General features: G+C 53.8%; 20 protein-coding genes and 1 pseudogene. 13 read left to right on the top strand and 8 right to left on the bottom strand.

Annotation, left to right across the window (positions count from 1 at the left end; all coding sequences use genetic code 11):
• Positions 1 to 8: 8 nt before the first annotated feature.
• Complete coding sequence (locus CLV58_RS06820) at positions 9 to 716, top strand: YbbR-like domain-containing protein (protein ID WP_106137048.1); 708 nt, start codon at positions 9 to 11, stop codon at positions 714 to 716.
• Positions 717 to 725: 9 nt separating this feature from the next.
• Here CLV58_RS06820 and CLV58_RS06815 read toward each other — a convergent pair whose 3' ends face one another.
• Entirely contained in the window at positions 726 to 1,337 is a 612-nt protein-coding gene (locus CLV58_RS06815) for a trimeric intracellular cation channel family protein (RefSeq protein WP_106137047.1), read from the bottom strand.
• A gap of 201 nt (positions 1,338 to 1,538) precedes the next feature.
• Here CLV58_RS06815 and CLV58_RS29100 point away from each other — a divergent pair.
• Positions 1,539 to 1,586, top strand: a pseudogene (locus CLV58_RS29100) (H-X9-DG-CTERM domain-containing protein); the annotation flags it as partial.
• Between the two features lie 34 nt (positions 1,587 to 1,620).
• Entirely contained in the window at positions 1,621 to 2,466 is an 846-nt protein-coding gene (locus CLV58_RS06810; RefSeq protein ID WP_106137046.1) for an alpha/beta hydrolase, read from the top strand.
• A gap of 41 nt (positions 2,467 to 2,507) precedes the next feature.
• Here the strand turns inward: CLV58_RS06810 and CLV58_RS06805 are convergent, their stop codons facing one another.
• Positions 2,508 to 3,839: a WG repeat-containing protein gene (locus CLV58_RS06805; RefSeq protein ID WP_106137248.1), complete on the bottom strand. Its 1,332-nt coding sequence runs from the start codon at positions 3,837 to 3,839 to the stop codon at positions 2,508 to 2,510.
• Positions 3,840 to 4,351: 512 nt separating this feature from the next.
• On the opposite strand from CLV58_RS06805, the gene CLV58_RS06800 reads away from it, so the two are divergent.
• The 4 genes from CLV58_RS06800 to CLV58_RS06785 all read left to right on the top strand — a co-directional run bounded on the left by CLV58_RS06800 (position 4,352) and on the right by CLV58_RS06785 (position 8,919).
• Entirely contained in the window at positions 4,352 to 5,779 is a 1,428-nt protein-coding gene (locus CLV58_RS06800) for a TlpA family protein disulfide reductase (RefSeq protein ID WP_106137045.1), read from the top strand.
• 103 nt (positions 5,780 to 5,882) lie between these two features.
• Positions 5,883 to 6,497, top strand: coding sequence for a dephospho-CoA kinase (gene coaE, locus CLV58_RS06795; RefSeq protein ID WP_106137247.1), 615 nt, complete (start codon positions 5,883 to 5,885; stop codon positions 6,495 to 6,497).
• Positions 6,498 to 6,600: 103 nt separating this feature from the next.
• Positions 6,601 to 8,271 carry an amidase gene (locus CLV58_RS06790; RefSeq protein WP_106137044.1) on the top strand — a complete coding sequence of 557 codons (1,671 nt, stop codon included), beginning with the start codon at positions 6,601 to 6,603 and terminating at the stop codon, positions 8,269 to 8,271.
• A gap of 75 nt (positions 8,272 to 8,346) precedes the next feature.
• Positions 8,347 to 8,919, top strand: coding sequence for a DUF4136 domain-containing protein (locus tag CLV58_RS06785; RefSeq protein ID WP_106137043.1), 573 nt, complete (start codon positions 8,347 to 8,349; stop codon positions 8,917 to 8,919).
• Between the two features lie 194 nt (positions 8,920 to 9,113).
• Here the strand turns inward: CLV58_RS06785 and CLV58_RS06780 are convergent, their stop codons facing one another.
• Complete coding sequence (locus tag CLV58_RS06780) at positions 9,114 to 10,025, bottom strand: nucleotidyltransferase family protein (protein WP_106137042.1); 912 nt, start codon at positions 10,023 to 10,025, stop codon at positions 9,114 to 9,116.
• Between the two features lie 313 nt (positions 10,026 to 10,338).
• Here CLV58_RS06780 and CLV58_RS06775 point away from each other — a divergent pair, with 313 nt between their 5' ends.
• The 6 genes from CLV58_RS06775 (at position 10,339) to CLV58_RS06750 (ending at position 16,297) form a co-directional block, all read left to right on the top strand.
• Positions 10,339 to 11,514, top strand: a complete 1,176-nt coding sequence (locus CLV58_RS06775; RefSeq protein ID WP_106137041.1) for a homogentisate 1,2-dioxygenase — start codon at positions 10,339 to 10,341, stop codon at positions 11,512 to 11,514.
• Between the two features lie 151 nt (positions 11,515 to 11,665).
• Positions 11,666 to 12,787 carry a 4-hydroxyphenylpyruvate dioxygenase gene (hppD, locus tag CLV58_RS06770; protein WP_106137040.1) on the top strand — a complete coding sequence of 374 codons (1,122 nt, stop codon included), beginning with the start codon at positions 11,666 to 11,668 and terminating at the stop codon, positions 12,785 to 12,787.
• Positions 12,788 to 12,824: 37 nt separating this feature from the next.
• Positions 12,825 to 13,619: a phenylalanine 4-monooxygenase gene (locus tag CLV58_RS06765; RefSeq protein WP_281257892.1), complete on the top strand. Its 795-nt coding sequence runs from the start codon at positions 12,825 to 12,827 to the stop codon at positions 13,617 to 13,619.
• A 47-nt stretch (positions 13,620 to 13,666) separates the two neighbouring features.
• Positions 13,667 to 14,104: a MarR family winged helix-turn-helix transcriptional regulator gene (locus tag CLV58_RS06760; protein ID WP_106137038.1), complete on the top strand. Its 438-nt coding sequence runs from the start codon at positions 13,667 to 13,669 to the stop codon at positions 14,102 to 14,104.
• A gap of 120 nt (positions 14,105 to 14,224) precedes the next feature.
• Positions 14,225 to 15,406 (top strand): fumarylacetoacetase, encoded by a 1,182-nt coding sequence (gene fahA, locus CLV58_RS06755; protein ID WP_106137037.1) that lies wholly within the window; start codon positions 14,225 to 14,227, stop codon positions 15,404 to 15,406.
• A 9-nt stretch (positions 15,407 to 15,415) separates the two neighbouring features.
• Complete coding sequence (locus CLV58_RS06750) at positions 15,416 to 16,297, top strand: flavin reductase family protein (protein WP_106137036.1); 882 nt, start codon at positions 15,416 to 15,418, stop codon at positions 16,295 to 16,297.
• A gap of 249 nt (positions 16,298 to 16,546) precedes the next feature.
• On the opposite strand, the gene CLV58_RS06745 is transcribed toward CLV58_RS06750, so the two are convergent.
• The 5 genes from CLV58_RS06745 to CLV58_RS06725 form a co-directional block, all read right to left on the bottom strand.
• Positions 16,547 to 17,209 (bottom strand): endonuclease III domain-containing protein, encoded by a 663-nt coding sequence (locus tag CLV58_RS06745; RefSeq protein WP_106137035.1) that lies wholly within the window; start codon positions 17,207 to 17,209, stop codon positions 16,547 to 16,549.
• 45 nt (positions 17,210 to 17,254) lie between these two features.
• Positions 17,255 to 18,505 (bottom strand): OmpA family protein, encoded by a 1,251-nt coding sequence (locus CLV58_RS06740; RefSeq protein ID WP_106137246.1) that lies wholly within the window; start codon positions 18,503 to 18,505, stop codon positions 17,255 to 17,257.
• Positions 18,506 to 18,644: 139 nt separating this feature from the next.
• Positions 18,645 to 20,018: a RagB/SusD family nutrient uptake outer membrane protein gene (locus CLV58_RS06735; RefSeq protein WP_106137034.1), complete on the bottom strand. Its 1,374-nt coding sequence runs from the start codon at positions 20,016 to 20,018 to the stop codon at positions 18,645 to 18,647.
• Positions 20,019 to 20,039: 21 nt separating this feature from the next.
• Entirely contained in the window at positions 20,040 to 23,126 is a 3,087-nt protein-coding gene (locus CLV58_RS06730) for a SusC/RagA family TonB-linked outer membrane protein (RefSeq protein ID WP_106137033.1), read from the bottom strand.
• Between the two features lie 202 nt (positions 23,127 to 23,328).
• Complete coding sequence (locus CLV58_RS06725) at positions 23,329 to 25,011, bottom strand: RagB/SusD family nutrient uptake outer membrane protein (RefSeq protein WP_106137032.1); 1,683 nt, start codon at positions 25,009 to 25,011, stop codon at positions 23,329 to 23,331.
• Between the last annotated feature and the right edge of the window lie 4 nt (positions 25,012 to 25,015).

Raw genomic sequence — 25,015 nt, 5'->3', positions numbered from 1 at the left:
GTCCATCCTTGGCAAACTCACCCGACTCGGCTTCGTTTCAGCCGACCAAAGCGCTGCTTTGTCTGCTGGCGGCCGCTTTGTTCTGGCTGCTCAACGCGCTGAACAAAACCGGCTATTCGCTGAATATCGAGTACCCGATTCACTTCGTGTACAACGATTCGGCCTATGTGCCTGTTACACCGCTGCCCCGCACGGTGCGGGTCAACGTATCGGGTGATGGCTGGGGGCTGTTGCGCCATTCGTGGCTTCCCTTTCAGGTAGACCCGGTGGATTATCCTGTCCCGCAGCCACTCCGTGCATCGGTAATCAACACCACATCGCTGACGGCTGCGCTGGAGGAACAGGTGAAGCGACTGCATATCAACTACGTGATTGCCGATACGCTCGACATTGCATTCGATCGTCGAATTACGAAAACCATTCGCTTACGGGTCGATAGCACAGGCCTTAATCTGGCACCCGGCTACGCAGTCTCCAGCGTTATCAACGTAACGCCAGGTAGCTTAAGCGTATCAGGCCCACAGCGGCTTGTACGTGGCTTACCGGATACGCTCCAACTCCGTATTCCCCGTAAGCGTATCACCGACAATTACGACGAAGAACTTCCGCTGACGCAGTTTCGTCACCCGCAGCTCCAGTTTTCCACCAACCGCGCGCTTGTCAGTTTTGAAGTCGGTCAATTGCTGTCAGTACCAGCGTCGGCCTCCGCAAAATAAGCATAGTACTTAATTGATCCGGGGCAATGCCCAGCCGTAGCGGATGGCCACCAGGCGAATGATCGTGATGATACTGCTTGCCAGCCAGAAGTTTACGGTAGGATCAACACCCGCCGAGCGGCCGACCCAGAAAAGAATAGCCCCTGCCAGACAAGCCGTCGCATAAACTTGTCGGTCGAAAATAAGCGGCAGGTCGTTGACCAGTGTATCACGGATAACCCCTCCGAAAATCGCCGACATTACCCCCAGCAACATCGCGGCCCAGTCGTTGACAGCAAACGACAGCGCTTTCTGCATCCCCAGAATGGTATACAGGCCAATACCGATGGTGTCGAACACCAGCAGGGGCCGACGCAGTCGCCCGAACCACCAGCGACGCCCGGCCAGGGCGATGCCCACCGACCCGATAATAGTCAGCAAGTAGTTGGGATCACGTATCCAGGCAATGGGGTATGCCCCCATGATGATGTCGCGCAGCGTACCGCCCCCTACCGCCGTGAGGAAGCCGACGAAGAAAATACCGAACAGGTCGTGGTACATCTTCTTACCAAGCGCCGACAGTGCCCCTGACACGGCGAACACACCCGTACCAAGCAGGTCGATCCAATACCAGTTTACCACGTTTTCGTTGTTTCGTTAGCCAGCTACAAAGGTATGATGGCGTCGCTTCGGCTCGTAGTGGCTACACCATTTGGTTAGTGCACCTGTTAACGGCCTTCCCTACCAACGCTTTTCCGAATACAAGGTATTATTTACAGACGCGCCACCCCAGTTCGATCGTAGCTTTTACTTCAGGAATGGATTTCTGTTAAACTAACTTAAACCGGCGGTGTACAGGCAGCCTTATTCGACGGCTCGGTATTTCTTTGATGATCAATGAGCTAGTACCTTATTTATCACCGGTATGCAGTCGAAACTAATCATTTACGTGTTCGGTCTGGCGCTGTACAGTTGTCAGCCGAAGACTAGTCTCATCAACCATCCCGCGACGGACACGACTCCACGAGCCGTTTATTCAAAAGCCGTTAAGGATTCGCTGTATGTACAGACCCAGCTTCCGCTGGAGTATGGCGACAGCAGCAGCAAGCGCTATCCGGTCGTTGTTGTTCTGGACGGTAACTTTCACTTTCCCATGCTGGCAGCCAGCATCCGCCAATACGAAAAAGCCGGTTTATTACCACCCCTTATCGTGATAGGCGTTGGCTATAAATCGCTTGCGACGATGGATTCGCTTCGCGTGCGGGACTATCTGTACCCGGCCGCCTTACCTTCCGACGAATTAAAAGCGACCGGTGGTGGGGAGTTGTTCAGGCAGTTTCTAAGCCGGGAGTTACTACCCTCGATTGACTCGACCTACCGAACCACGACCCAAAACAGAACACTCCTTGGCCATTCGTTCGGTGGTTATTTTGCCTTGTATACCTTGCTAAATCAGGCGAACCGCAAAACCCGCGACTTCCAGAATTTCGTAGCCGCGAGTCCATCGGTGTGGTACCACAACTTCTATCTGAATCAACTGCCAACCCAACTGAACACAGTTAACAGAGCCGATTCGGTTCGGCTGTTCATAACGGTTGGCGGTCAGGAAAACGCACAGTGGGACGTCAAGCCTGTTCAGAACCTGACCACCGCTATCGGGCAAACAGGCAACGTCGGGCTAGCAGGGGGCGTTTACAACCAGCTAGGGCACATGGACACGGGACAACTGAGTTTTGTAAAAGGCCTACAGTATTTCTATCAATCGCCCTGACAGATAAACTCACCAATCTATTGATCTTACCAGTGTTGCTGTTAACTCATTCGGCGTTTATTCCACCGAACCTTGTCTCGTATTCGGTAAAATAAACTGTTAAGCCAGATAAAGATCAGCGTACCAATGATGATGAATAGTCCTTTCAGCTTGTACGAGAAGCCGATAAACTCCTCTTTACCATCCTGCGTGAGTTCAAACCGAAGCCACGAGCGCTCAACGTGCGTTGTCGGGTGATCGAACGGGAAGGCCTCGTCGTAGATGAGTTGAGTAACGAAGCGACCAGTCGTATCGATATAGCCGTATTTATCATCGACACGCACCATCGAAATGCCGTGGTTGTAATACGACGCGAAATCGTAGGTCAACGGGGTTCGTACGGTACCGGACCTGTCGATATGCCCGAACTTGCCATTGATCGCAACGGCCGACCGGTTTTCGGCGGTAAAACCGGTGGCTTCGTCATACAGGTGCGGGATACGCAGCGTACCCGTTTTGTCGATGCAGCCCCATTTCCCGTTCTTCTTAACCCAGAATAAACCGTTGGTCGGCTTGCGCGTGTCCGTATAATCGCAAGGAACGACAAGGTCGCCGGTCAGTGGATTAATGTACCCGTATTTATCACCGTATCGTACGCGTGTCAGCCCCTGCCCCGAATAGGTATAGTTGACGTCGATCTCATCAAGCGCAACCGGCACTTTCAGGATAAAATTCTGGTCGATAACACCAAACTTACCCAAGTAATTGAACGGAACGATGCCTTTTGCTTGCCGAATTTCTCGTTCAACAAAGGGAGTAAAATTGAAATTGAGGACGAGCGGCTCACCGTTTCGCCACCACAGCACATCTTCCTTCGTGTCGTTATTACACTGGTGTTTGACTTCTGCGTCACGAATGAGATAATCATTTGCAAAGTGCTCGATGGGGATTCTGTAAAGCTCTTTCCCGGTCTTATCGATGTAGGAAAGCCCGTAGTGTGGCTCGGCCCGATAAATGACCCAGGTTCTACCGTTGTAAAACCGATCCGTTGAGACATACCGGGGTTCAATGACAACCTTACCCTGTTTGTCGATAAACCCGTGCAGTCCCTGCCCCTCCCGACTGTGCGCCATGGGTACAAACTCCGCCAGTCCTTCTTCGAAATCGCCAATGTCGCGGTAGGCAGGCGTTAGTTTCCGCCCCTGTTTGTTAGTCAGAAAGGTTTCGTAGGCGCGACACGGCTTGTTGATCTTTTTGACAACGTAGACATCCCCATACTCCCGACATTCATCGTATTCCTTCAGCCACGGTTCGGGCTTCGTCTGGGCAAACGTCCAGACCGATCGCAGCAGCAACGACAGTAATACAATGTTTCGAAAAGTTGGTAAACCCATACCCATCAATTATCAGCGTATAACGTTCCTCCTTGGATGATCTGCTTTTACCTTTTCCATAAACTGGAAGCTAAGCAATATAGCTAGTTTACTTGCGGTCCAGGCAGAACAACGGACAGGTTCTGCGGTGTAGATGCCAGACCAAGCGAGCTGTTTGCGTAAACTAGTCCGGTCGTTCACACCTGCTCATGCAAACTAATAAACGACTGGTACCTGTCTGCACAACTCACTAAAATTAGTAAGTTGACTTGTATATCATACGCAACCACACAGCCCGATTTAAGCCGTTGACTTTTAGGCCGATTGCCGAAGCGGATAGCAACCAGCGATACTACACTACGTAGCCGTAAGCTAGTGACTGCGATAGTTTGTTACTAGCTTCTCGCTGCATGCATATGTTTTCAAATAGTATTTATACGAGATTTTTTATACTCTTGCTAACACAAATATTACTTGTACAGCCTACATCTATCAAACGATTTACCCTACGATTATTCGCTTAATGACATTGTATGAAACGTAGTATACTGTTTACGCAGGCATTGTTGGTAAGCTTAACCACGTTGCTCTCCCATTTCCTGATCGCGCAAAGCGCAAGCAGCCCTGCCGTTATTCACTATACGGGCACTACGCCCTATTTTCTATACTATCAAGACGACTTCCTGGATCAACGCGATACTTCCTTTAATCTTAGCGACAAGACAAAAAGCAAGCATACTATCGTTTTACCACTTGATAAACCCGTGCTGATTCGATTCTCGGGTAATGATGATCAATTACCCGTGCTGATAAAGCCTAATGATACCTTAACTATTGAGCCTCTTCAAGGGCGTATCATCGGAGGAATGGGCCAGGAATTAAACTTCTACCCCTTCCTGGAAAAGCAACAGGTCAGTATGGCAATACCTGATTTCTGGTCGATTGACTGGACACCGAAGCTAAAATTCGATCTCTTGATTGATGAATTCAAGCGGCTCAGGGATCGGCGCTTGGCTATCGCTGATAGTCTACGCGATGTGGCTCAATTATCAGCAAAATTTCATCAGCAGGCAGCCACTGAGATCCAGAGTGCCTACATCCAGGCCCTGCTACTGCCCTTCGTTAAACCTCACACGAACGGATTCACTGTCAATGACTTACCCACATGGTATTTAGACACACTTAGCCGATATAAATCTTTTTTTACCCATGACGACTTATTGACAGGTAGTTCGTTGGCGTACCGATACTGCTTAAACAGCTATGTGCACTACTTATCTTTTCAAAGTAAGCAACCAAATAATCAGGAAGGCTACTATAAAACAGCACGTCAACAACTAACCGGAAAACACAGAGATTTTGCCCTTTTCTCAATCGTGAAACTATATCTCAGAGAGACCGGTGCATCGATCGAAAAAAGCAGTTTGCTCAACCAGTATAGTGAGGATATACAGGATAAAGCCTACGTAAAAAATCTGGAGGCTACCATCGCCAGCAAGGAACGGGAGCGAAATGAGTTGGTCACTACTGCCAAGCTTGTCAATCAGCAATTAGAAACGGCAACTGGCGAGAAAATAACCTGGAAGCAGATCTTAGCAGCGAATAAAGCAAACGTAGTTTATCTGGATATGTGGGCAAGCTGGTGTGTTCCCTGCCGACAGGAGATGCCAAATTCAATTCGCCTGTCTAATCAGCTCAAAGGCAAATCGGTCAAATTTGTGTATATCTCAATTGACAGCGACCGTTCCAAATGGCTAGCGGCCTTGAAAGCCTTAAAAATGCCGATAGCCGCTGCGCAGCATTACCGACTGGACCCTGACAGTAAACTTGCTGAGTCACTCACCAAAGGAACCATCCCTGCATACATAGTCATTAGCAAAAATAATCGCATTTACGCAACTGATGGCCCAAGGCCAAGCGAAGAGCGGACAAAAACCCTGTTGGTTGACCTAACGCGCTAACGAACGTTTACCCAAATACCATTCGATAAAACGCTAGTTTTACTGGTCTAACATAGTCAGTCAGTCGATGCCAGAAGCGATGTTGACTGACAGCACGTTACAGATGAAAGCAATGCTGCGCATAGGGGTTACGGGGGGAATCGGGTCGGGAAAGAGTCTGGTTTGCCGGGTGTTTGCCTCACTGGGCATACCGGTGTACATGGCCGACGATCGTGCCAAGTGGCTTACCGAAAACGACCCCATTCTGAAAGCCGACATCATGCGGGTGCTGGGCACAATGGCCTACGACACGCTGGGTCGCTACAACCGGAGTTGGGTTGCCAGTCAGGTGTTTTCGAATCCCGACCTGCTGCAACGGCTCAACGCCGTTATTCATCCGCGCGTCTGGGCCGACACAGCCGACTGGGTAGCGCAGCAAACGCATACGCCGTATGTGATCAAGGAAGCCGCGCTGATGAAAGCTGCCAGCCCGGAAGTCGGCATCGATCAGGTCGTCGTTGTCGAGTCACCGCTGGCCCTGCGTATCGAGCGTATTCGGCAGCGCGATCCGCATCGGTCGGTCGACGATATTCAGCGTATCATCGCCAATCAGATCAGCGATGAGCAGCGCCGTCAATTCGCCGATCACATACTGCTCAACGACGAATCGCAACTGCTGCTGCCGCAAATCTGGTCACTGCATCAGCAATTTCTGGCGCGTGTACAGTCGGAGGGGTAAAGCGGGGGCATTCCGTTAGCCAAAACGGGCAGTCGGCCTGAAATCGATCGTGTAGAATCGCATTTGTCGCGTATTTTTATCGGCTTACACGTTCATCGATCCTATGCAAAAAACGACTACACGTCTGCTACTGGCCTGTGCGGGCAGTTTCCTGTTGGGTGCGTTCATTATGGCACCCGACGATCCGAAGAAACCGATTACCAGCGATATGGCCGATGTGGCATCGCGCGTGTTTGGGCTATCGTTCACCACTGCCGAGCGCGATTCCATGCTCGACAACCTGAACGAGTTTCGTCCCGACTATGAAGCCCTGCGCAAAGTCGACCTGCCCAATGACGTAGCACCGGCCCTGTATTTCAACCCACTACCCACTGGGTTCAAATTACCTACGGGTTCCTCTGTGCTGCCTGCGGTGGCGTCAACGGGGCTTAAGCGTCCGGCCCGGTCGAATGATCTTGCGTTTTACACCGTCGCGCAGTTGGGCGAGCTGCTTCGAACCCGGCAGATCAGTTCGGTTGAGCTGACCCATTTCTTTCTCGACCGCCTGCATCAGCACAACACCACGCTGCACTGCGTCATCACGTTTACCGACTCCCTGGCCATGCAGCAGGCCCGACAAGCCGACGCGGAGTTGAAAGCCGGCAAGTACCGGGGGCCATTGCACGGCATTCCGTACGGCGCTAAAGACCTGCTTACCAAACGGGGCTACAAGACGACCTGGGGTTCGGTACCCTACAAAAATCAGACGCTGACCGACGACGCAACGGTAATCCGCAGGCTGGAAGCAGCCGGGGCCGTACTGTGCGCCAAAATGTCGGTTGGTGAACTGGCCTGGGGCGACGTCTGGTTTGGTGGTATGACCCGCAACCCGTGGAAGCCCGAAACAGGTTCCAGTGGCTCATCGGCAGGTTCGGCGTCGGCCGTCTCGGCGGGATTGTTGCCCTTCGCCATCGGTACCGAAACACTGGGGTCTATCGTGTCGCCATCCACCGTTTGCGGCACGACGGGTCTGCGCCCGACATTCGGGCGGGTAAGTCGACACGGGGCTATGGCGTTGAGCTGGAGCATGGATAAAATCGGACCAATCACCCGGTCGGTCAACGATTGCGCACTGGTCTTCAACGCCATTCAGGGGCCCGACGGACTGGACCCAACCGTGATGGCCGCGCCATTTCGTTATACGCCGACGGCTTCGCTCAAAGGCATGCGCATTGGCTACGTAAAGAAAGCGTTCGAGAGCAACTACCCCACCCGCAGCAACGACTCGCTGACGTTGCAAACCCTGCGCTCGCTTGGTGCGGAACTGGTACCCATCGACTTGCCGACGACGATTTCACCCAGCCGAATCGGTTTTATTCTGGGTGTTGAAGCGGCTGCCGCCTTCGATGAACTAACCCGCTCCGGGCGCGACGACGAGATGGTCCGGCAGGTTAAGAATGCCTGGCCCAACGAATTTCGCTCGTCGCGCTTCGTACCGGCCGTCGAATACGTACAGGCAAACCGCGCCCGCACCCGACTCATCAACGACATGGCTGCTTTGCTGAAAAAAGAGCGCCTGACCGTGTACATCAGCCCGACCTACGCCGGCGGTAACCTGACACTGACCAACCTGACGGGTCACCCCTGCGTCGTCGTTCCGAATGGCTTTAACGCGCAGCAAACCCCGTCGAGCATTACGTTCATGGGGCAGTTATTCGCGGAGGGCGATGTGCTTGCGGTCGCGGGGGCTTACCAACAGGCGACACGGTGGCATAAGCAGCATCCATCGTTGTAACCAGTTAGGTCTGTATCGGCGCAAACCTTTGCTCGTACAACGCGTTTTATAGCCACAACTAACAACAACTACGGTATGAAACGCTTGATGCTTTTGATGGCCCTGTTTCCGCTGCTCTACGCCTGCGCACCACGGGTAGCCGTCGACTACAACAACAAAATCGACTATAGCAAGTACCGAACATTCACCTGGATGGATTCGGACATAAAAGCGGGTCAGAATCCATTGTATTACAATCAGATCGCTACCGACAATGTGGAGAACACGGTTGGGCAGGTCATGAAAGGAAAAGGCCTGAAGGAAAACGACAAAAATCCGGATTTGCTGATTGGGTACCACTTTTTCGTGGAAGACAAGACCCGCACGGTCACATCGCCCAACTCAGCCTTCTACGGTCCGTACATGGGCTGGGGTCGCTGGGGCTGGGGCGGCTGGGGACCGGGATACTGGGGCTGGGGTGGTCAGCAACAGTATCAGGAGCAGTACAAATCGGGAACGGTGGTCGTAGACATGGTCGATGCTGATACGAAAAAGCTGGTATGGCGCGGCTCGATTGAGGACGCGATTAACAACCCGGCGAATATCTCCAACAGGCTTACCAAGCAGGTACAGGAGATTGTCGACAAATTCCCGGACCGCAATAGCTAGGTAGTGTAAGTCACAGGTAGTTTTTTGTCATCCCGAGCCTGCGAGGGATCTTCGGAGATGGACAAATGACTGCTTCAGAAGATCCCTCGCAGGCTCGGGATGACAAAAAGCATTAGCCTGCTGCTTGAGACTACACCATGAAAAAGGGGACGCTGATGAGTCGGCGTCCCCTTTTTCATGCGTGAATTACGTTGTTACCACAGTTTTTCCGGGTACACACCCTGTTCGTGCAGTCGACGTAGCGACGCCTGAACGGTAGGTTTATCGTCGGGATAGGTCACACCAAACCACTCCGACTGACTCCGGAACACGCGGCACCGCCCTTGTCCGCGCTGAATCAGTTTTTCCATGACCGACGGTATGTAGAACTCCGCTTTGGGCTTATCGAAATTGGCACGGGCGTAGTCTTCAAACTGCTCTTTCAACAGCGGGAACACCTCGGGTTTGAAGCCCCAGAAATTCATCGACACCGGCGTTTCGGGATCGAGCGGCTCAAACACGTCGCCCTCTTCGAACCCAATTATACTGCCTGTCAGTCCGGCTTCTTTCCGGTAAATCTTGGTGCGCTCCACAACCGACGTCAGGTTTTCCTGCTCATCGACGGTACACACCCCGCGTGATACTGAACCGAACTCCGACAGCGTATTTTTCACCTCGTAGCCGACCATCGCGTGCAGGCCCGGGCTGGGGTCGTTTTGCAGAAATTCGCCCAGCACCCGAAACGACTCAGGCCCGTAAAAGTCATCGGCATTGATAACGGCAAACGGCGTTTGTGTCTGTTCCCACGCACAAAGCATGGCATGACCCGTTCCCCACGGCTTTGTCCGCTCAACCGAACCCATATCGGCTGGTACGTATGAATTGAGCGCCTGTATCGCGTAGTCGACTTCGATTTTCCCGGCCAGTTTCGCACCGAAAATTTCTTCGAAATCAGCTTTCAGCTCTTCGCGAATAATGAAAACGACTTTGCCAAAGCCTGCCCGGATGGCGTCGAACAGCGAGTAATCCATGATGGTCTCGCCGTTAGGCCCGAACTGATCGAGTTGCTTAATACCCCCGTATCGGCTACCCATGCCGGCTGCCAGCAGGAGAAGTGTTGGTTTCATAGGAATGTAGTTGGTTGGGCTGCGCTACACAGATGTGTTCAGCCACCCAAAAGTAGCCAAAAACGGTAGCGTCCATTTATTCATACGCAAAATACCCACTTACCGGGTAGCTTACCATCCGGTAAAGACTAGCCATACCACAGTTGATACTTACTTAACATCGATTATAAAAAAATTTTCTCAACAATATTCTATTTACAGCTGTTGTTCTTATAATTGTAGGCAAAACAATAGTTGCTAAAGCAACTAACACTTCATCAACAAAAAGTCCGCAGCGCCGGGTCTCACCGGCTCCGGCGCTGCGGCATAGCGTATGCCATTCTACCACACGTTAGGTCAGCTACCGCACAAACGCCACACGCAGTTTGCCAAACCGGGTGGGGGGCTGTATTACGAGCAGTTGTTCGGCACTATCGGCTTCGACGGGATGTCGTCGTTGCTGTACCACGTACATCGACCAACGATGGTCCGGCACGTGCTGGAAAGCGTTGACATGACTCCCCGCGTCGCTGTCGACAAAAACATGCTGTCGCGCAAGCTGCTCGGATTTCAGGTACCACCCGCCGATGATTTTCTCGATAGCCGCACGCCTTTACTTGTCAACAATGATCTGATCGTTGGACTGGCGTCTCCGCGTCAGTCGATGGCCGACTACTTCTACAAGAATGCCGACGCCGACGAACTGCTGTTTGTTCACCGGGGTACAGGACGCCTGCGTACACTATTCGGGACGCTACCGTTTGGCTACGGCGACTACCTCGTCATTCCCCGTGGAGTAATTTACCAGATCGAGTTTGATACCCCGGCTCCAGGCGACGAGAACCGGTTGCTGTATGTCGAGTCACACGCGCCGATTTACACGCCCAAACGGTATCGCAATCACTTCGGGCAACTGCTGGAACAGTCGCCTTTCTGTGAGCGCGACCTTCGCCGACCACAGGACCTGGAAACGCACGACGAAACGGGCGATTTCCTGATCAAGATTAAGAAGCAGGGAGCGCTTCATTCGCTGGTCTATGCCAGCCACCCGTTCGACGTGGTGGGCTGGGATGGTTACAATTACCCGTACGTATTCAATATTCAGGACTTCGAGCCGATAACGGGGCGCGTGCATCAGCCACCACCGGTCCACCAGACGTTTCAGACCGAATCGTTTGTCGTCTGTTCGTTTGTCCCCCGGCTGTTCGATTATCATCCGCTAGCCATCCCGGCCCCGTACAACCACTCGAACATCGACTCCGACGAGGTTATCTACTACGTCGACGGTGATTTTATGAGTCGCAACGACATCAAGCCGGGCCATATTACGCTGCATCCGGGCGGCATCCCACACGGACCGGCCCCCGGCGCGATGGAGCGCAGCATCGGCAAGAAAGAAACCGTTGAATATGCGGTCATGGTCGATACGTTCCGCCCGCTCATGCTGACGGAACAGGCCCTGAAACTGGACGATGGCGTGTATTACCAATCGTGGCTGGATGTGTACTAGTAGACTGGAAGTAGCCTGGACGTCCACGTCCGGGTGGCCGTCAGGCCAACTACGTAAGGCGGCAGCTTTTTAGGCCGCTATCGCGTCCACCCGGACGTGGAGGTCCAGGCTACACAGGCCATCTCCAATTGCTTACAAAACAGCAACAAACATGGAAACGCTTGAACGGTATCAAACTGAGACCACTGATTTTCTGCCGCTGAACGGCACCGATTACCTCGAATTATATGTGGGTAACGCCCGGCAGTCGGCACACTATTTCCAGACGGCCTTTGGCTTCCAGCCGCTGGCCCACGCTGGCCTGGAAACCGGTTTGCGGGATCGGGAATCGTACGTTGTCGTACAGGGTAAGATTCGGCTGGTGCTGACATCCCCGCTGCATGGTGGCTCCGCGATTGGGCAACACCTCGATCAGCACGGCGACGGCGTTCGGGTGGTGGCCCTGTGGGTTGATGATGCCCGGCGGGCGTTTGACGAAACAACCCGTCGGGGGGCGAAACCATTCATGGAGCCCGTTCGCGAAGCCGACGACAGCGGTTACGTCTGGCGGTCGGGTATTCATACCTATGGCGACACTGTACACGTATTTGTGGAGCGGAATGATTATTCGGGTGTCTTCCTCCCCGGTTATAAGCCGTGGAATCCGGTCTATAAACCCGCCGATACCGGCCTGAACTACGTCGACCATATGGTCGGTAATGTTGGCTGGAACGAAATGAACCCGTGGATGGACTTCTACCGCGACGTTATGGGTTTTCAGCAACTGGTCTCGTTCGATGACAAAGACATTTCGACCGAGTACACGGCACTGATGAGCAAAGTCATGAGCAACGGTAACGGGCGCGTGAAATTTCCGATCAACGAACCAGCTGAGGGCAAGAAAAAATCGCAGATCGAAGAATACCTCGACTTCTACGGCGGGCCCGGCGTGCAGCACATTGCCGTCGCGACCGACAACATCGTGGAAACGGTGATGGCCCTACGCGATCGGGGTGTCGAATTCCTGACCGTACCACCGGCGTATTACGATACCCTGACAGATCGCATCGGTCAGATCGACGAGGAAATCACGACCCTGCGTTCGCTGGGCGTACTGGTCGACCGCGACGAGGAAGGGTATCTGCTGCAAATCTTCACCCGTCCGGTCTGTCCCCGCCCGACCTTGTTTTTCGAGATTATTCAGCGGAAAGGAGCCCGCTCGTTCGGGAAGGGAAATTTCAAAGCACTCTTCGAAGCCATCGAACGCGAACAGGCACTCCGGGGGACGTTGTAATCAATTGCGAAAGAGTGAAAGAGCGAAAGAGCGATTCCTGCGCCAACTACGCTTTCACTCTTTCACTCTTTCACTCTTTCGCTTTTCACCCATGCATCAATCCTATTCCCACTATACGGCTGAGGATCAGGCGATGTGGACGATGTTGTTTCGGCGGCAGATGACGCAGCTACCGGGTATGGCCAGTGAAGCGTATCTGGCGGGCATTCCGGCGACGGGCTTTCGCGAAGACCGTATTCCCGACTTTGCGCAGGACATAAATCCACGGCTTCGGGCGTTGACGGGCTGGCAGGTGGTGTCTGTACCAGGGTTGATCGACAACCGGCAGTTCTTCGAACTGATGGCGAACCGGAATTTCCCGGCAACAACCTGGCTCCGTCGGCGCGACCAACTCGATTACCTACCCGAGCCCGATATGTTTCACGACACGTTCGGCCACGTACCGCTGCTGTCGAATCAGGCATTCTGTGATTTTCTGGCGTCGCTGAGTCGCATTGCCCTGAACCATATCGACAGCGAAGACGCCATTGCCATGATTTCACGCTTGTACTGGTACACGGTTGAGTTTGGGTTGATTCGGGAAGCCGACGACGCCGGACAACCACAGCTACGAATCTACGGCGGGGGTATTCTCTCTTCGGCGGGTGAAACGAGCCATAGCCTGTACGACACACAAGTACAGCGACGCCCATACGACGTCGACACGCTGCTACAGACACCGTACGTAATCGACCGGTTTCAGGAGCAGTATTTCGTGGTCGACACCTACGAGCAGCTGTACCGATCAGTACCCGAAATCGAAGCCCGGCTCGATGCCCTGCTGGTTAGTTGAGCGGCAGGCGTTAACTTGCCGGTTAACCGGCTGTTGACCTTCTGTATATGACGCATCCTTCGGACGCAAGGGCTTATTTTTTCAAGATTGATACCACGATCAAGAAGATCCGCAATGCGCTGCAAAAGCAGTTCAACGATGCGGGTTTCGACCTGACCGTCGATCAGTGGGTAGTGCTCGACCATATCGCGCGCAACCCCGGCATCAGCCAGAATACGCTGTCGGAAATCACGACCAAAGATGCGCCGACGGTTACGCGCATCATCGATCTGCTCAGTCAGAAAGGGCTGGCCGAACGGCGCATGGCCGATACCGACCGACGTAAATTTCTGGTTTTTCTGACCGACGCCGGGCAGACCAAGTACAACGACGTACTGCCCGTTGTGTCGGCGATGCGCCGGAAAGGCTGGGGTAACCTCAGCGACGACGACTACCAGCATTTCGTCAAGATCATGGACTCGATCTACCAGAATATGAGCGAGTGAGTGAACAAGTTTCCGGTTCTCGGTTTACAGTTCACGGTGTTCTGTCGCCGACTTGGACCATTCGTGCGCTACCATCTCTCAAGCTTATCCGTAAACCGAAAACGTTGAACCGAAAACCGTATGTACGGCATATTCAGTTACGATATTGGATTGCCCCGGCTGGGGTATCGTCATCACAACGCGGTGCTTGATCTCGAAGTAGTTGCCCTGCTGGGGTTCTTCAATGATCTCGACATCGACACGTCCGTGTTTGCCCAGCCATCGCTCAACGCGTTCATGGCTCTCGGTCGGACTGTGCACCGGCAGGTTGGTCAGCGCGTCCGTGACTTGCTGGCGGATAGTGAAGCAACTTTGTTACGGGTGCACGATCAGGTGTTGTTGCCGCTGGAACGCGTAACGATGCACCTGCCTGTTCAGATCGGGAACTACACCGACTTCTACGCGGGTATTCACCACGCCGAAAACGTCGGTAAATTGTTCCGACCCAACGCGGAGCCCCTGCTGCCCAACTACCGCCACCTGCCCGTTGCCTACCACGGTCGAGCCTCGTCGATTGTCGTGTCGGGAACACCCATCCACCGGCCAGCAGGGCCCTTTCTGGGGCCCGATCAGCAACCCGTCTTCGGGCCAACACAGGCGCTCGATCTGGAACTGGAACTCGGGCTGATTATCGGCAAGGCAAACCGACAGGGAGAGCCGGTACCGGTCGCGGAAGCCGAAGACTACATTTTTGGTGTGGCACTGTTCAACGACTGGTCAGCCCGCGACATTCAGCGGTGGGAATACCAGCCACTGGGGCCATTTCTGGGCAAGAACTTCGCGTCGAGTTTGGCCGCCTGGGTCGTTCCGTTCGATGAACTGGAGCCATTCCGCACTGCCGGCCCAATACAGGAACCAACGCTGTTGCCTTATTTGCAATCCAGCAAACCCAGCCATTTCGATCTGAATCTGGAAGTCTGGCTGCAAACCGGCGACCTGCCTCCGCAGCGCATCAGTCATACGAATACGCAGCACCTGTACTGGTCGTTCGCTCAGATGATTGCTCATCATACGATCAGCGGCTGTAATCTATGTGTTGGCGATGTATTGGCAACGGGCACGATTTCCGGCACGCAACGCGATTCGTACGGTTCCTTACTCGAACTGAGTTGGAATGGTGCCCGTCCGTTGACATTGGCCGACAGTTCGACCCGGACGTTTTTACACGACGGCGACACCATTACCCTACGCGGCTTCGGCCAGACCGACGGGCATCAGCTAACACTGGGTGATGTCAGCGGTACGATACAGCCGAACACCTAACGCTTCTTTATGAAAACGATTGACCCGGCAAACGTACCGGCCCCCGACTTCTACAAACTGCTGACGGCCACGATCGGCCCGCGCCCCATTGCCTTTGCCAGCACCGTCGACGCAGCCGGCCGCGTAAACCTGAGTCCGTTCAGCTTTTTCAATGTCTTTGGTTCCAACCCACCGACGCTGATTCTCTCCACGGCCGTAACCCGTCAGGGCACCCAGAAGCATACGCTGCAAAATGTGCGCGAGGTGGCCGAAATTACGATCAGCGTGGTCAGCTACAGCATGGTCGAGCAGATGTCGCTGGCGAGTGCCGAATTCGACAAAGGCGTCAATGAGTTTGTGAAAGCGGGTTTTACCGAACGACCATCGGAAGTGGTACGTCCGCCCGGCGTTGCCGAAGCACCGGCTTCGTTTGAGTGCGTGGTGAAGCAGATTATCGAAACGGGCACGGAACCGGGGGCGGGAAACCTACTCATCTGCGAGGTGGTCCGTGGCCATTTTCGCGACGACATCTTCGACAGTAAGGGGGTTATTGATCCGCACTGCGTCGACCTCATTGGCCGACTGGGGGGCGACTGGTACTGCCGTGCCAGCGGGGATGCCCTGTTTTCACTGGCCCGTCCGCAGGTGGGTATCGGCGTCGATCAGATCCCGGACGCCATTCGCACCAGCAACATTCTGACGGGAAATGACCTGGGTAAACTGGGAAGTTTCAAAGCCCTGCCGTCCAATGAGGCAGTGCAGCATTACCGGCAGTCGGGCGTACTGAACGGCATGTTTGCCGAAGCGCGTCATGGTTGCCAGTACCTCCCCGACCTGCTCCACGTAAGGGCGAAACAACTCCTTGCCGAGAACAAAGTCGAGGAAGCCTGGCTGACGCTATTACAGGCGTAATTCTATATTTCTGCAACTGTCCCTTCCTGTAGCTGTGTCTGCACAGCCACACCGCCGATTAGCTCTTGCCGACGCCCCCGTAGCTGTGTTTTCACAGCTACGGAGATACACAAACACCGCTCTCCGATTGACTATTGCTGACGCGAAAGCAAGCGTATCTTTCCGTGGCTGTGGAGACTCAGCCACCGCTCTCCGGCAGGAAGTTGGCTGACGCGAAGGTGGCTGTGGATATACAGCTACGAGCTAGTATTACCGGTGCTTTTCAACGCCGACCTGTTCGCAAAAGCCGAGAACGGGGCAGGTTGAGCAATGCGGCAACGTGCCGGTGCAGATGTGCTTCCCGAACGGCATCAGCAGCCGGTTGATGTCGACCCAGCGCGCTTGCGGCACCTGTTTTTCCAGGGCTTTCAACGTCCGCTCCGGCTGACTGGCCTGCACATAGCCCCAACGGTTGACAACCCGGTGTACATGCACATCGACGCTGATCGCAGCCTGTCCTGTCGCTACGCCAAGCGAGAGGTTGGCACACTTCGGCCCGACACCTTTCAGCGAAGTCAGCACGTCGTAGGTGGCCGGCAGTTCACCGCCAAACTCATTGACGATGCGTTCGGCTATGCCGTGCATGGTGTACGCTTTCTGATCGGGATAGGTCGTACCGTAGAGCAGATCGGTCAGCGTTGGGATGTCGAGCGCGAGCAGTTGTTCGGGCGTACGGGCTTTCTCGAACAGACGCAGCGAAACAGGAATCGTCGTTTCATCGAGCGTACGAATCGAAACGATGCAGGAGATCAACTGCTCGAACAGCGTGTTGTAACCACGTTCGGCCAGTTCGAACATGGCTGCTTTCGGAAAGGGCTGAACGGCGTCGGCAACGCGGTCCAGCACCACATCAAGGTCGAAGTTGGGTTTCATTGGTGTTAGACTATGGTAGCCTGACACCAAGATCAACCAAACTGTTTAAACCTTGGTAATGACCATCTCGACGCGCCGGTTTTCGGGCCGTTCTTTCAGCGTGCGATTGGTGTTGATGGCTCGCGATGGGCCGTAACCAACCGTGTCGATACGCCCGGCGCTGATTCCCTTCGACACCAGGTATTTCTTTACTTCGTTGACCCGGTTGCGCGACAGTTCGACGTTCGCATCGAACTCGCCGACAATGTCGGTATGGCCTTCCAGCCGGATGTTCATCGTCGGATTACTTTGCATCAGCGTTACCAGCCGATCGAGCTCGGGGTACGATTCAGCTTTAAGTTCAAACCGCTGGGCGTTGAAATAGATGTTCTTCAGCGTCACCTTCGTACCGGCCGTTATTGGCACCAGATCAAAGTCGCGCGCTACACTGCGGCTGCTGGCATTCAGCGTATCTGTCTGACTCAGATAGCCCTGCTTCGATGCTGTGACGACATACCGCCCGAGCATATCAACCGGAATGGTATAGGCCCCCGTCAGGTCGCCACTTTGCGTAGAATCGGCTACGGAACTAGCGTCTGTTTCTGCGCCTGACAGCAGTTGATACGTTAGCGTAGCACCGATCAGTTTGCGCGTCTTGGCATCGCGAGTCAGACCGGAAATAGCCACCGCTTCAGGTGTCGTCGTTTCGGCAGGCTGTTCGGGTACGGGTTTGGTAACTACCGGTGGAGCCGATTGTGGTTTTGTCTGCGTTTTTGGCTGGACACGGGGGGGTACGGGCTTTGTCGGATTCCGTTTGGCGTAAACCTGTTTCTTCGGATTGATGATGTGTACGCCCCAGAAGTTAAAACATATTTCGCTCAATCTATCCTTGCATTCGAATAGGTCAAATACTGTGTACCCAGGATCAATTCGTTCGAAATAGGCGACAAAATCAACCCGCTCGCCCGACTCAACGATCCGGCGGGATGTAGTCGGAATATTTTCAGCTCGAATGAATTTATACGATCGCTCACCCTGATTAACATACAACCGTGATGACGGAACAAAGCTAATGGTGCTACTATTTTCGTCCAGTAACGGACTTCTGCGCCGACTAGTCGAGCCGCTACCAACCGGTGAGATGTGGGTCATGTAAATGATCGTGTACTCACTGGTCAACTCAACTCGGCGGATGGATACGTCTTCGTCGTTTACATCGTCGACGCGGGGGGCTACCGTTACGTATTGCGCCTGTACACGCAAGGCAGAAGCAGCCAATAAACAACTGAGGAAAATAAAGAGAAGTCGGCGGTTCATGGTATTTGTCGGATAGGGATTTATGTCCCCAAAACGTTGGATGGCGCTACCCGGTTCAGGTTTAACAACGTAGGAATCCGCAAAAAAAATGCGCCGGGTATAAACCCGGCGCACGCATAATAAACACAATCGATCGGCATCAATAGCCCTGATTTTGTACCAGTGCAGGGTTCGTGTTGATTTCCCGCAGGGGGATTGGATAAGTCAGCCGGGTGCTGTTCCAGGGCAAGGTCGTAGTCCCCGAAACGATGCTCTGCCGGGTCCGCTTGACGTCATGCAGGAGCGTCCCTTCAAAGGCCAGTTCCCGACGGCGTTCCTGTAGAATGGTGGCTAGCGTCAGATCGGCCGACGTCAAGGCCGTTGCTTTGGCCCGCGACCGAACCTTGTTGATATCCTCCAACGGGGTAGCCCCTACCGACGTACCCGCCCGGAAGTTCGCTTCGGCACGAGTCAGATACATCTCAGCCAGTCGCAGCACCTGAATATTACCGTACTGATTGATGTATTTGGCCGTACGTATCGCGCCAATCTCATCCGGGTAGAAAAGCTGCCCCCGAACATCATTCGTTTCAAAATTCGACAGAAACGATTCGTTGATCTCGATGTCGCCCCTACCGCCGTATTCCGACGCGCCGTAGAACGTATTCAGGTTATTTGTTCCGTCCTGATCAGTGATCTGAATCGCAAAGATTGTTTCACTGGTATTGACACCACTGATGTTCGTTCGCAAGTCGAATACCTGTTCGATAGCCACGAGGGAATACTGACCGCCCGCAATAACCCGGTTAGCGGCAGCAGCAGCGTTGGTGTAATCCAGTTTCTGAAGGTAGACCCGCGACAGCTGGGCAGCTGCCGCTCCTTTCGTAGCAAAGAATCCGTTAGTGCTTGGCAATTTCGACTCCGCATCGGTCAGGTCCTGGATAACCTGCGTATACACTGCGGCAACTGTACTCCGGGGAACGTTCGTACTGGCATCGATAGCTGTGGTAGGCGTCAGTACGATAGGCACACCGAGATTAGCGTTGTTATCGCCATCACCCCATGATTTTCCATACACCCGCACCAGTTCGAAATACATCGACGCCCGAATGAATTTAGCTTCGCCCTCGATCCGACTCTGATCGGACGAAGCAGCCAAATTCAGGTTGGCTAGCACCGTGTTGGCAATATTAATAGCCCGGTACGCGTCAGTCCAGGTTATATCAATCTGATCGTTATTAACCAGAATACGCTTGGTGTACATCTGCTGCGGAGCCACGAATGTCCCCGTCCAGGTAACGTCGCCGTTGTCACCGAGCAATTCGGCATCACGTTGCAGATTCCCCCCGTAGACGTTGCCGCTACCAATAGCGTCGTAGGCACCGACGAGCAGGGCGTTCAGATCGGAAGCCGTCGTCAGCGCTTGTCCGGCCGATATGCTCGTTACCGGCTTAATATCCAGCTTACCTGTACAGGACGCAAGCCAAAGCCCCGTCGCCAGTACCGATGCCAGCAGTATAGAATTAGTTTTCATGAATGTCTGATAAGAATACCGTTAGAAACCGATTTGTATGCCGCCCGTAATCGTACGCGCCTGCGGAGCCGAGTAGAAATCAACACCCAGATTGACCGGGTTGCCTGTATAAGCATCTGAATTAACTTCTGGGTCCCAGCCCGTGTAGTTGGTGAATGTCAGCAGGTTGAAGCCCGTCACGTACACACGAACCTTATTCAGTTTCACCCGATTCACGATCGACTGAGGCAACGTGTAGCCCAGTGTCACGGTACGCAGCCGGACATAATCGCCCCGCTGTAGATAGCGCGATGATTCACCGGTACCATTGCCCCCCAACAGTCGGGCTTGTGGTACGTTGGTAATATCACCGGGCTTACGCCAGCGGTTCAGCTGATCGACCGACTGGTTATCGAAGTAATCGCCGTTGGCCGACTGGAATTTGCCACCACCGTTGTAGATGTAGTTACCAGCCTGCCCCTGAAAGAGTACGCTGAGATCGACACCGGCATAACTGAACGTGTTCGTCAGACCACCGATAAATTTCGGCGTTGGGCTACCCAGCGCCACCAGATTTTCCGGACTGCTGGCCACGTTGTAATCGTTGGTCGTCGCGTTACGATTGGTGGTACCGTCTGCATTCGTCGTTGTAATCCGGTAGAGCGCATCGCCGTTCTGCGGATCGACGCCCGCATATTCAGGACCGTAGAACACGCCTAACGGCTGCCCTTCCTGCGCCCGGTTCAGGAACGAACCCGTAATGGTCGTACCACCCAGATCGGTTACACGGTTGGTGTTGTAGGCAATATTGAATGAGGTGTTCCACTTGAGAGCACCCGTAAGATTCTGCGAACTCAGCACAACCTCAACGCCTTTGTTATCAAGCTTACCTACGTTACGAAGCTGCGTCCGGTAGCCTGTCGAGCCCGGTACGTTGACGTTTAGCAACAGCGCCGTCGTGTTCTTCTGGTAGTAGTCGATTTCGCCCGACAGCCGGTTGTTGAACAGGCCAAATTCAAGTCCGAAATCAGCCTGTAACGTTTTCTCCCAGGTCAGGTTTGGATTGGCGATTTGAATCGGTGCCTGACCCGGTACGCCTGCATAGCCGTATGATACGCCTGTTGCGCTAGCCGCCCCGTACAACGCCTGCGAATTGAAATTACCAATTTCAGCATTACCCGTCAGTCCGTAGCTGGCCCGCAGTTTAAGCAGGCTGATTACCGGTACCGACTGCATGAACGATTCATCCGAGATGATCCAGCCCGCCGATATCGAAGGGAATACACCATACCGGTTGTTAGCACCGAATCGGCTCGATCCATCGACCCGCGCCGACGCGCCGAGAATGTATTTGTTATCGAAGCGATAGTTTACACGAGCGAAGTACGATAGGAAGCTGTAACCGGTTTCGTTGCCTGCGCCCCCAGTAATACGAGCTGCCGACGTAATTTGCTTGTACGCATCACTGGGAAACTGTTGTCCCGTTACCGACGCAAAGTTGCTCCGTGACTGTTGATACGACATACCCAGCGTAGCATCCACGTCGTGCTTTTCAGCGAACGTCCGGCCGAATGAGAGGTAGTTATTGGTCGTGTAGTTGACTACCTGCCGGAAGCTATTAATCCCTAAGCCATTGGGGGCTCCCGTGTTCCGGGCGGTTTCCTGCCCATAGTATTCCTCCTCCTGCTGACCGATGATATCGGTACCGAAGTCGGTATGAAACGTCAGGCCGGGAACGATCTTGTACTCGGCGTAGGAATTCGTCAGCACCCGAAACACGCGTGTCTGCAAGGCCGCAAAATCGCGGTTGAGCAGTGGGTTGTAGTACAGCGTGTAGTTACCGCTCAACTGATTCGTCCGGGGGTCGATTACCGGCGTCATAGGCGGCAACGCCACAATCTGCATGGGAGTCGAGAATGCGTTATCGTTCGATACCCGGTCGTTGATCGAGTTAATCAGGTTGAGTTTAACGCCGATCGTCAGCTTTTCCGAAGCCGTGTGGTCAAGGTTAGCCAGCCCACTCAACCGACGGAACCGGTTTTTGATCAGGATACCGTTCTGGTCGAAATACTGACCCGACACGTAGAATCGGGTTTTGGCATCGCCACCGCGCGCGTTGAAATCGTACTGCTGCGTGGGTGCTTTCTGGAAGGCCTCCTTTTGCCAGTCGGTGTTGTACTTCGGGTTAGGTGCCTGCCAGCCCGTCGCATCACCAGCGGCATACCGCGTAAACCGGTTATTCAACGATGTACCGGGGGCCAGATAGCCGAGATTGATCGAATTTGTCAGGGCTTCCTGAAGCAACTCGACATATTGATTGGTGTTAAGCCACGTACGTAGGTGAGTCGGATTGCTGATACCGTACTGCGCCCCTACCTCGAAGGTAGTCTTACCAGCTTTTCCTTTCTTGGTCGTAATCAGCACGACACCGTTGGCCGCCCGTGATCCGTAGATGGCTCCGGCCGACGCATCTTTCAGAATTTCGATCGACTCGATGTCGTTCGGGTTCAGGTCGGCAATGGGGTTCGTCGGTGCCGTTGTCGACGACTGATCCGACGATGTCACGGGAATACCGTCGACAACGTAAAGCGGCTGGCTGCTGGCCGTCAGCGAAGCGGCACCGCGCACCCGGATTTGCAGGCCCTGCCCCACTTTACCGTTCAGCGACGTGATCTGCACCCCGGCAACGCGCCCGGCAAGCGCCTGTTCAGCACTGGGTACCGGAATGTTTGCCACCTCGCGAGACGATACCTGCGCAATATTACCAGTCAGGTTCCGCTTCGACTGCGCCCCATACCCCGTTACGACGACTTCGTCCAGCGCACGGGTGTCGTTGCTCATCGCCACGTTTACGGTTGCCCGGTTACCCACCGAGATCTCCTGCGTGGTCACACCGACGAAGCTAAAGACCAGCGTATTGATGTTGGGGGGTAATTCAAGCGAGTAGTTCCCGTTGGCATCCGACTGGGTTCCCCGGCTGGTACCTTTCGCAATAATCGAGACGCCCGGTAGTGGGGTTCCGTCTTCGGCCGACGTAACCTGCCCGGTTACGCGCCGACTCTGCGCCAGTGCCGGCAACGCCAGCAGGACAAGGAGCAGGACTGTCAGTTTCGATAAAAGTAGTCTCATAAATGAGCGACGTTATTAGTCTGTTTATACAACAAAGTACGGCTTAAAATTTGGTTAACAGCAATAACCACAAAATCATACAATCCCACATACGGATAAAGTCAATTTTTAACTTATCACTTACGAATTGGCGAAACAAAAAACCGGGGGGCTACGTAGCGTAGCCCCCCGGTTGACTAAATTCTACAAATGTAGTCTGTACCTAGAAGTTCGGGTTTTGTGTGGCAACACCCGACGTCGATGGGTTTAGCACCGATTCATCAGCCGGCACGTCCCAATAGTCGAGGAAATTGTAGCTGATAGTCACGTTTTTATTAACGACTCCGGCTGTCGTTACAACCGTGTTACCGTAGCTACCACCACCGTTGGCAATGTCGTAAATCCAGCCCCACCGACGACTGTCGTAGTATGAGAGACCCCGACTGAACAGCGCAACACGCCGTTCTTTCGTTAACTCGGTCATGGCTTTGGCCAGCGTCAGGCCCGTACCGGCTACGGCTGCAACACCAGCTCCCTGATAGTTACGAACGTCATCGATATAAGCCAGCCCCTTCTCGATGTTACCCAGTCGCAGGTTGGCTTCGGCTAGCATCAGTGCGTTTTCTTCGTAGCTACCGGCAATGTACAGTTCATAGGCACCAGCCGTCCGGTTGCCATATACATACACCCCCGACGCGCCGTTACCGCCGTTTACCATGCTGTAACGCGTGGTGTAGGTGTAGTTATTCTTGTACATAGTTTTTGTGTCGAAGTTGTTCGACAGCCGCTTATCGCCCGAGTTGAACGACTGAATGAAGCGTTCGCTGATCTTGAACGTCGACGCCGTGTTCGGGTTTGTCGTCAGCGCCGATACGGTACCACCGGTGGGCGAGAAAAAGTAATTCTGTGCCGTACTACGACCAGTGAACACGATGTCGTTTTTCTGGATACCATTTGTCGCCAGCGTCAGCACGCTGTTCCAATCGGCAGCGGTCATGGCCGAGGTCGATGATTTGGCGATGGTCGCGCTGGTATTCCCGTTGACGAACGGAGCCAGTTTGTTGGCAATAATGTTCCGGGCCAGCATCGTGTTGATGTTTCGCTTCCACACCTCTACCGTTGGCACACCACCCAGCCCTACCTGATTCACCGCCGGTATCAGCTGACCCAGCATCGACTGATAGTCACTTGTACTCGTGATGCTGCTCAGCGTGGTCGCGGCCAGGTTCAGGTAATTGTTCGACTGCGTAATGACGGCATCGTGCAACACGTAATTACCGTTCGTTGCGCCTGCCTGATCTTCGATCAATCCCGCGTAGTACATCGATCCAATCGACGCGTAGGCGTAGCCCTTCCACCAGTAACACCAGGCTTTCACCGTGTTCTTTTTCGAGCTTGCGTCGCCCGAGAATGAAATCTTGTCGACGGTAGCCAACACCTGATTACAGGCGTTGTTGAGCGCGTACATATTCAGCCACTGGTAATAAAGTGGGTTGTTACCAGCCCCCGAAGACGCCCGGTTGTTGTACGCCCGGATGATACCGATTTGCGGAGCCGGGTTAGTCTGCTTGGTACCATCATCCAGAATGATGTAGTCAGGTACGCCAATCGTCGTGACCTGATTGTTCGACGCGTCCGCGCCGACGATGTCAGCCATCAAAGCACTGTAACCCCAGGGCAGCGAAAAGTAGCTATCGCCCAGCCAGCCATCGCCGTTGGCGAAACCGTTGATGTACACCCCACCCTGTGCAAACGAAATCAGTCCGGCTTCGGTATTGACGTTGGCGGAAAGCGTTGGCGCGTTGGGGTTCCCTACATCCAGTTGGTCCTTACAACCACTTCCTGCCAATAAGGCTATAGTCAGGCAGGCAGTTGCTACTAATGTATGTTTAGAAATAAAGTTCATGTGT

The organism is Spirosoma oryzae (assembly GCF_003002825.1).
Taxonomy (GTDB): Bacteria; Bacteroidota; Bacteroidia; order Cytophagales; family Spirosomataceae; genus Spirosoma; species Spirosoma oryzae.
Note: the sequence above shows the minus strand (reverse complement) of the source record. Positions and strands in the feature narration are given on the sequence as shown.

Coding starts and splice junctions, on each gene's coding strand:
- CLV58_RS06810 (WP_106137046.1), top strand. CDS start 1,621: ATGCAGTCGAAACTAATCATTTACGTGTTCGGTCTGGCGCTGTACAGT.
- CLV58_RS06805 (WP_106137248.1), bottom strand. CDS start 3,839: ATGGGTTTACCAACTTTTCGAAACATTGTATTACTGTCGTTGCTGCTG.
- CLV58_RS06800 (WP_106137045.1), top strand. CDS start 4,352: ATGAAACGTAGTATACTGTTTACGCAGGCATTGTTGGTAAGCTTAACC.
- coaE (WP_106137247.1), top strand. CDS start 5,883: ATGAAAGCAATGCTGCGCATAGGGGTTACGGGGGGAATCGGGTCGGGA.
- CLV58_RS06790 (WP_106137044.1), top strand. CDS start 6,601: ATGCAAAAAACGACTACACGTCTGCTACTGGCCTGTGCGGGCAGTTTC.
- CLV58_RS06785 (WP_106137043.1), top strand. CDS start 8,347: ATGAAACGCTTGATGCTTTTGATGGCCCTGTTTCCGCTGCTCTACGCC.
- CLV58_RS06780 (WP_106137042.1), bottom strand. CDS start 10,025: ATGAAACCAACACTTCTCCTGCTGGCAGCCGGCATGGGTAGCCGATAC.
- CLV58_RS06775 (WP_106137041.1), top strand. CDS start 10,339: ATGCCATTCTACCACACGTTAGGTCAGCTACCGCACAAACGCCACACG.
- hppD (WP_106137040.1), top strand. CDS start 11,666: ATGGAAACGCTTGAACGGTATCAAACTGAGACCACTGATTTTCTGCCG.
- CLV58_RS06760 (WP_106137038.1), top strand. CDS start 13,667: ATGACGCATCCTTCGGACGCAAGGGCTTATTTTTTCAAGATTGATACC.
- fahA (WP_106137037.1), top strand. CDS start 14,225: ATGTACGGCATATTCAGTTACGATATTGGATTGCCCCGGCTGGGGTAT.
- CLV58_RS06750 (WP_106137036.1), top strand. CDS start 15,416: ATGAAAACGATTGACCCGGCAAACGTACCGGCCCCCGACTTCTACAAA.
- CLV58_RS06745 (WP_106137035.1), bottom strand. CDS start 17,209: ATGAAACCCAACTTCGACCTTGATGTGGTGCTGGACCGCGTTGCCGAC.
- CLV58_RS06740 (WP_106137246.1), bottom strand. CDS start 18,505: ATGAACCGCCGACTTCTCTTTATTTTCCTCAGTTGTTTATTGGCTGCT.
- CLV58_RS06735 (WP_106137034.1), bottom strand. CDS start 20,018: ATGAAAACTAATTCTATACTGCTGGCATCGGTACTGGCGACGGGGCTT.
- CLV58_RS06730 (WP_106137033.1), bottom strand. CDS start 23,126: ATGAGACTACTTTTATCGAAACTGACAGTCCTGCTCCTTGTCCTGCTG.
- CLV58_RS06725 (WP_106137032.1), bottom strand. CDS start 25,011: ATGAACTTTATTTCTAAACATACATTAGTAGCAACTGCCTGCCTGACT.